This window comes from Kitasatospora sp. NPDC088346 (assembly GCF_044740765.1).
In the GTDB taxonomy this organism is placed as follows: domain Bacteria; phylum Actinomycetota; class Actinomycetes; order Streptomycetales; family Streptomycetaceae; genus Kitasatospora.
On the sequence record NZ_JBIURH010000117.1, the window covers coordinates 1 to 7,096 of the forward strand.

The 7,096-nt window shown below is 69.0% G+C and carries 7 protein-coding genes; 4 read left to right on the plus strand and 3 right to left on the minus strand.

What is annotated here, in order from left to right:
• Positions 1–73 precede the first annotated feature (73 nt).
• Positions 74–742: an aminotransferase class IV gene (locus tag ACIOFR_RS41540; RefSeq protein WP_401005933.1), complete on the minus strand. Its 669-nt coding sequence runs from the start codon at positions 740–742 to the stop codon at positions 74–76.
• A 286-nt stretch (positions 743–1,028) separates the two neighbouring features.
• Here ACIOFR_RS41540 and ACIOFR_RS41545 point away from each other — a divergent pair, with 286 nt between their 5' ends.
• The 3 genes from ACIOFR_RS41545 to ACIOFR_RS41555 all read left to right on the plus strand — a co-directional run bounded on the left by ACIOFR_RS41545 (position 1,029) and on the right by ACIOFR_RS41555 (position 3,778).
• On the plus strand, positions 1,029–1,580 hold the full coding sequence (locus ACIOFR_RS41545) for an ATP-binding protein (RefSeq protein WP_401005935.1): 552 nt from the start codon (positions 1,029–1,031) through the stop codon (positions 1,578–1,580).
• Between the two features lie 174 nt (positions 1,581–1,754).
• Positions 1,755–1,985 carry a hypothetical protein gene (locus ACIOFR_RS41550; protein ID WP_401005937.1) on the plus strand — a complete coding sequence of 77 codons (231 nt, stop codon included), beginning with the start codon at positions 1,755–1,757 and terminating at the stop codon, positions 1,983–1,985.
• Positions 1,986–2,071: 86 nt separating this feature from the next.
• A complete protein-coding gene (locus ACIOFR_RS41555) occupies positions 2,072–3,778 on the plus strand; it encodes a B12-binding domain-containing radical SAM protein (protein ID WP_401005939.1) in 1,707 nt (568 codons plus the stop codon).
• Here the strand turns inward: ACIOFR_RS41555 and ACIOFR_RS41560 are convergent.
• Entirely contained in the window at positions 3,775–5,214 is a 1,440-nt protein-coding gene (locus tag ACIOFR_RS41560; protein WP_401005941.1) for an NF041680 family putative transposase, read from the minus strand. The genes ACIOFR_RS41555 and ACIOFR_RS41560 overlap by 4 nt on opposite strands.
• A 412-nt stretch (positions 5,215–5,626) precedes the next feature.
• Between ACIOFR_RS41560 and ACIOFR_RS41565 the strand changes: the two genes are divergently transcribed.
• Positions 5,627–6,403 (plus strand): IS5 family transposase, encoded by a 777-nt coding sequence (locus ACIOFR_RS41565; protein ID WP_401005943.1) that lies wholly within the window; start codon positions 5,627–5,629, stop codon positions 6,401–6,403.
• Here ACIOFR_RS41565 and ACIOFR_RS41570 read toward each other — a convergent pair.
• Complete coding sequence (locus ACIOFR_RS41570; protein WP_401005945.1) at positions 6,360–6,890, minus strand: hypothetical protein; 531 nt, start codon at positions 6,888–6,890, stop codon at positions 6,360–6,362. The genes ACIOFR_RS41565 and ACIOFR_RS41570 overlap by 44 nt on opposite strands.
• Positions 6,891–7,096: the final 206 nt, after the last annotated feature.

The following is a 7,096-nucleotide window of genomic DNA, read 5'->3' on the forward strand; positions in this document are numbered from 1 at the left end:
GATCGGTGCTGGTCATCAGGGGTGGAACTCCTACTCGGGGCCCTCTCAGGCTAACCCGCCAAAGCGGGATGTCTCACCCAAGGCTGACAGAGAGGGAGGCGGCGTCGAAGGTGGGCATCTCTGGCAGCGTGATGGGCAGGACCACGTGCTCGTGCACCTGCTTCACCAGCTCCATGGTGGTGCCGACCAGGTAGTCAGCGGCCGGCCAGATCACGCGGTCGTCGCGAATGAAGCCCACGTTCCAGGTGCCACCCTCGGAAACCAGGCCTTGGCGGTCCACGAAGAGCGCGTCATCGAAACCAGCCCGCTGGGCCTGGCGGCGGTGGTGCAAGGAGGCGAACAGGCCGACGCTCTTGACCGCCGGCAGGTCGCGCGTGAACTCGACTGACGCGACCCGCAGCGGCGGCAGAGGCAGGTCGCCGGCCGGACGGGTTGTCACCAGCACCTGCGGCTGGGCGTCGCCACCGATGTGACCCATGTCGAGCGCCGGATCGAAGATGCTCACGCGCACCACGGCCGCGCCACTGACCGGAGCCACCCGGCGGGCCAGCTCCAGCACGCGCTTGGTGTCCAGCTCGACGTCGAAGACCGTGCGGCAGTCGCGGGCCAGCCGCTTCAGATGAAGATCGAGGCCGCGGACCCGGCCGTCTTCTATCTGCATTGAGGTGAAGTGGCCGTAGTTGGTCAGTGCCAAGGCCTGGAGTTCCTCCAGGCTGATCGGGTTACCGTTCAGTTCCGCCATGTGACCAAGCATGGCAGCTGAGCCGCCGGTCGAGCGCCGTATGAACCTTCTGCGGCGCTCAAGTTCGGTGGAAGTTCAGGGTCAGGGCAGTGGCAGGACATACCGCCACCATTACCCGCCGCGTCAGTCTGGTCACTCACCGTTGACCTCCTGATCGGACCCTCAGATGACTGGTACGGCTTCGCTGCTTGCGACACCGCTTCAGTCCGGCTTGGCGATGCCGCCGGAGCCGCTTCGGGTTGGCCAACGGCCCCCAACCTCAGCTCCCAACCTGGGAGGCACCACCGTGGCACAAGCACGTCCCAGTTTCAGCCAGTTGGCGTTGGCCGACACTCCCAATGCCGTGCCATGGGCGCGCCGGCACACCGTCGCGGTGCTGCGGCACTGGCACTTGGCGCCGGGCCTGATCGACACGGCGCAGCTGATCATCTCGGAGCTGACCACCAACGCCATACGACGGCTGGAGCCGGGTGAAGAGCCAGCGCCCTACTCGGCTGCCACGCCGGTCAGCACCATCACGCTGACGCTGCGGTTGGAGGGCGTTCGCCTGCTGGTGCTGGTGCACGACTACCAGCCGGATCTGCCGGTGCTCAAGGAAGTCGGACTGGACGCCGAGAACGGCCGTGGCGTCTTCCTAGTGGCCCACCTGAGCAACCAGTGGGGCTACTACTTCCCGGCGGCGGCCAGTGGCAAGGTCGTCTGGTCCGAGCTGCTGCTGGCCCCGGCTGCCTGTCCGCCGGCTCCTGGTGCCGGGCTCCAGCGTTCGCCGTTCGACGAGCAGGAGAAGGCGTCCTCGCATCTGGTAGCCAAGACGCTCGTCGGGCTGCGGGGGTTGTAGATGATGCCGCTGACCGAGCATCACGAGCCGCCAGCGGCTAAGCGAGCGGCCTCGCGGCGGGTTCCAGTCGCCAGGCGGAGCTACCTCTGCCAGTACGAGCTTGTCCTGGCCGACGGCGAGCAGCTGGATCAAGGGCTACCGCTGCGCCACTTCGCTGAGTCGCCTGGTCAAGCCATGCGCTGGCTGCGTCGAGCGGTGCGGCGGCTGGCTCCCAGCCTCGACGACAAGGCCGAACGGCTGGCCGGTGAGTGGCTGGACGACGCTGCGGGCTACCACTCCGCCGTCTTCGGCCTTGGCTGCGGCGAAGTCATCTTGCTGGCGCTGCCCTCGGACGGCCTGCGCCTCCAGATCGAGGCCCGCCCCGTCATCACCCTGACCACCATGGCGGTCCCGACCGCTTCCTGACCTTCCCACTCACCCCTCCCTGCCGGGCTACCGCCCGTCAGGTGAGCCGTCATGCCCGCATCTCACATCGGAGAAACGAGGCTCGAATGACCATCTCCACAATGCGGCGACCCGTACCGCAGGTCGACCGGCTGGCTGAAGCGATCCGGCTGGCGCTGCCCGAAGCTCTGGCCGCCGTGGCCGCTGGAGCCGACCGGCTCCTCATCGCGCCGCCCCGGCTGCGGCTGCACCTCGAACACCACCTCGCTGGCCAGATCGGCCGTATCCGGGTGACCGGCACCTTGGACCGGCGGCTGGTGCTCATCGAGCGGCCGGACGCGAAGTGGGTGGTAGCCGACCTGTCGGGTCAGCCGCACGACGCACGGCACTGGCCGAGCTGGGTCACCAACCACCTGGACTTCCAGTCGCCGCACTCCTGGTTGTCGCTGGCCGTCATGGACGACTACGCCGCCCAGCGCTTCAGCCGGCCGCGGCTGCTCCTGGCGGCGCTGTACCACCCGGAGTACTTCCCCCTGCCGCGATTCCCGTTGGGCATCTCCGACGTGGCCCGCGCTGGCCGCTCGACCCTCATGGGTGAGGTGACGCTGGCCGACATGCAGCTCGGCGTCACCATGGCCGACCTGGTCAAGAACCTTGCCCAGGACGCCCCCGACATCCTGGGCATCTCGGCCACCTTCGGGCAGCACGACCTCATGACCGAGCTGCTGGACGCCGCCTACGGCTTGGCCGAGCCGCCGCTGGTGGTGGCTGGTGGCAGCCTGACCGCCCGCAACGAAGCGCTGCTGCTGGAGCAGTACCCCGACCTCCTGATCGCCCGGGGCGCTGGTGAGGCCACCATCCAAGACGTGCTGGCCCACTGGCACGGCGACATCCCGCGCCAGGACATTCGCGGCCTTGGCTACAACGGCGCAGCCCGTGGCTCCGGCACCCTGGCCATTGGCCGGCGGCGGACGGCCAAGCCGGTGTCGAGCGCCCAGGACGACATCTTCCCCGAGCTGGACCTGCTGCCCGACACCTTCGAGCACCACGGCGTCGGCCAGGCGGAAGGCTCGCGCGGCTGCACCAACTACTGCTCGTTCTGCCCACGCGGCCACAAGGGCCAGTGGTTCGGCGGCCACCCTGAAGCCTTTCCCTGGCTGCTGGACGAAATGGGCCAGGTCTACGATCACTACCCCCGCCTGTCGCGGACGCTCTACCTGGTCGACGAAGAGTTCATTGGCCGGGGCCACGACGCCGTGCCCCGGGCGCTGGAGATGGCCGGCACGCTTCACACGGCCGGCTTCAAGTGGGAGACCAGCTGCCGCATCGACCAGGTGACGCGGCCCGACCGTGACCAGGCCTGGCACGTCGAACGCGCCAGCATGTGGCGCGGCCTGGTCGACCGCGGCATACGCCGCTGCCTGTTCGGCGTCGAATCGGGTGTCGACTCGATCTTGCAGCGGTTCAACAAGGAGACCGCCGGCGAGCAGAACGCCGTGGCCATCCGGACGCTGTCGGCGCTCGGCGTGCCGACCCGGTTCACCTACATCAGCTTCGACCAGCTGATGACCTTCGACGAGCTCAAAGCCACCTACGACTACCAGGGCCGCACCGACCTGCTGCTCAAGGCCCTGCCGCAGCTCAGCCCCGAGGAGATCGTGGCCGGCGTCGTCGACCCGGACTGGGTGGCGGCTCATTTCCACCGGGCGACCGTTCCACTCTGGCATCTCCTACATGCTCGTCTCGATGGAGTGCCTGATCGGGGCGGCCTACACCAAGCAAGCCCAGGCCGCTGGCCTGAGCTTGATCTTTAACCTCGCGCGGCGAGGTGGGCTTGGAGTGTGGGTTCGCGTTTGACGGTCTTGCCGACGTCGTGGCGGGGTGCCGGCTTGCGGTTCTTCGAACCCGGTGGGCGTCCGGGGCCGGGTCGGGAGGGTTTCGGCACTCGGGCCGGGGTGAGGACCTTCGCGCGGATGCTGCGGAACCCGCGGCGGACCCGCGGCGGGGTCAACTTCACTGCGGGTAGAGGGCGTTCCCAGGGACGGCGCAAGTCGGCGGCCAGCGGGCGTGCCAGGCGGAGCTGGGTGTGGGCGACGATGACCAGCCAGGTCCACAGGTCGGCGGCGTCCGGTGCGCGGAAGTGCGGCGCGGTCCAGCCGAGGGTGCCCTTGAGCAGGCGAAAGGTGTGCTCGAGATCGAATCTGCGTAGGAAGGTGCGCCAGATCCGGTCCAGGTGCGCGGTGTCGATGTCGGTGGCCGAGGACCAGAGCCACAACGGCTTCGCTTCGCGTTCGCCGGGCAGGTGCTCGACCTTGAGGCGGACCAACGTACCGTGGGTGATGGGGATTTCGCCTTCGTGGTCGAGCCAAGGGCCACGCTTTTGCAGGCGCTGGTGCATCCGGTCCCAGGCCCTGGCCTCGGCGGTGCCGTAGCGGGTGGTCTCGGTGCGGGTGGTGGCGTCGGGCTCGTGCCAGGAATCGGGCTTGGCGAAGGTGAACGCGGTGCCGTGCTTGCGCGGTCGCCCGCCCCTGGGCGTGGAGCGGGGCTCGCCCGCGTCGCGGAGCATGACCCGGTCCGAGCGCAGTCGGCCGACGAGCTCAAGAGGCAGGTCGGACAGGAGATGTGCCAGGCGGGTGACGTCGTAGCCGGCATCCATGACCAGCAGGATGTCCGGATCACCACGGGTCCAGTGCCCGGCCTCGATCAGGCGCCCGGTGACCTCGCGCAGCTGGGCGGCGGTCACCGCGGTGGCGTCGTCGGCCGGTCCCAGCCGGACCGCGTCCAGCAGGCCGGTCCAGGAGGTGCGGCCGGACTCCAGGGCGGCAACGAAGGAGTAGGGCCAGCCGGGGATCATCTGGTCGGCGCTGCGGCCGCGCCCGTAGACATGGCAGAACAGGCGGTCGTCACTGGTGGGGGCGTCGGGTCGGAGCCAGTTGGAGATATCCACGGCCAGGGCGATGCGCCCGTCGGCGAGGCGTGGGATCGGCAGGGCCGCCAGCGCGCGACGAAGCCGGGCCGGCTCAAGCCAGCCCCGGTCCAGCGCGGCGTACATCGCCCCGTGCCCGCGCCGGTGCTCGGCCGCCAGCGACAGGTCCACCAGCGTCTTGACCGGCCCGTCCGTGCACAGCAGCGCGTCGGTCAGCTCGAAGAGCACATCCGCTCGCTTGTACAGACACTCGTAGAACTCAACCCGAAAGCGGGACAAGATGCCCAAAGCATCTCCCGCGAGCGCCTCGACAGGGAGACTCATAGGCAGCGGCCGTTCTCTCGTGCTTCGTGACTCGACATCTCGAAGCGTGGAGAACGGCCGCCTCTGCTGTCCCGGAAAGAACCGCAGATCAGCAGGTCGAGTGACCAGCGAGGTTAAACAACAAGCTGAGTGGTTGTTGTCGTTCCGATCTTGAGGAGCGCCGGTCGAACAGGAGTCTCGATCGGGTGACCGTGGCGGCTGCCGTGCATGAAAGCAGGGCCTCTTGGTAGCTCAGTGGGTGTCTACGCCAACAAGCTTTCCAGGAGACCCTGTTGTCGCATGTCTACGGCATCCCGGAGACGGAGTCCACTTCGGTCACCCTTGCGTGTGACTGCCTTGCTCACAGGTTCGGTAATGCCGGCGACCACGGCGTGCGCGAGCGCCGCTACCCAACCGACATGTCGGACGCCGAGTGGGCGGTGGCCAGGCCGCTGCTGCCGGTGCCGGGCTGGCTTCGGGGCGGGGCGGCCAGCCGGAGGTCTACTGCCACCGAGCGATACTGGACGCGATCCGCTACCTGGTCGACAACGGCACGAAGTGGCGGGCCATCCCGGTCGACTTCCCGCCGTGGGACCGCGTCTACGCGTTCTTCCGTCGCTGGCGCGACCACGGCCTGGTTCGGGAGTTCCACGACCGGCTCCGCCGCCGAGTGCGCGAACAGGACGGGCGGGATCCGGAGCCGAGCGCGGGCGTGATCGACTCCCAGTCGGTCAAGGCGGACGCCGTCGTCGGATCCGACAGTCGCGGCTTCGACGGAGGCAAGCTGATCAACGGTCGCAAGCGGCACGTCGTGGTGGACACGCTCGGCCTGCTGCTCGCGGTGATGGTCACCGCGGCGGACGCCGGCGATCGCGCCGCGGCCCAGGTCCTGCTCGCCCAGGTCGCCGCCGCGCACCACCTGCTGGCCCTGGTCTGGGCCGACGGCGGCTACACCGGCAGCCTCGTCGAGTACAGCCTCACCGCCCTCGCCGTGGTCCTCGCCATCGTCAAGCGCAGCGACGACATGCGCGGCTTCGTCGTGCTGCCGAAGCGATGGATCGTGGAGCGGTTCTTCGCGCACCTGATGCAAAGCCGCCGCCTCGTGCGCGACTTCGAGCGCTCCACCGGCAGCGCCGAGGCGATGGTCTACTGGTCGATGACGACGCTCATGACCCGCCGCCTTGCCCGGCCACGTCCTTCGCGAGCGTGAACCGGCCCGGCGCCGACTCGACCAGCCAGCCCCGGGCCACCAGCCGCTTCGCCTTCGACCGCAACGCCTCCACCTTCGCCGGCACCGGGTCCAGGCCGAAGCAGGCGGCCATCTCCTGGCACGTCAGCGGGCCCTGGCCGAGCCGGCTCCGGTCCGCGAGAGCCTGCAGGACGCGCTGGTAGTCCACCGACAGCGCCGACCAGGCCAGCCCCGCACGCCACATCGGCACCACCGACTTCGGCTTCGCCGCGTTCGCCGGCGCGGGACGAACCGGCTGCCCGTCGGAATGGCGCTGGTCCTCGGACGCGACGGCGCCCTCCGGGGCCAACACCTCGCCCACGCGCGAGCGGGCGATGACCCACTCGTTCCACTCCCGCTCGGCCACGTCCAGCTCGGCGTGGATACGGTCAGCCTCTTCCCGCAGCGCGTCCACACGACGGCGAGCAGTGAGCTCACGCTGTTCCAGCAGCCCCACGACCGACGGCATCCCCGACCTCCACCAGCGCGACGACACGACACGTCACCACTCCCCGAGATCACCGACCCCATGCCTGACCAGCAGAAACACAGCTATCAAGACCGGAAAGACAACAACCACTTAGGGCGTCCGCCAGTAGGTCATCGGATGCGTGGAGTCCGGGGTCTGGTGTTCCAGCGGTAGAGGGTCCGGGCGCGTCGGATCAGGCAGCGGAT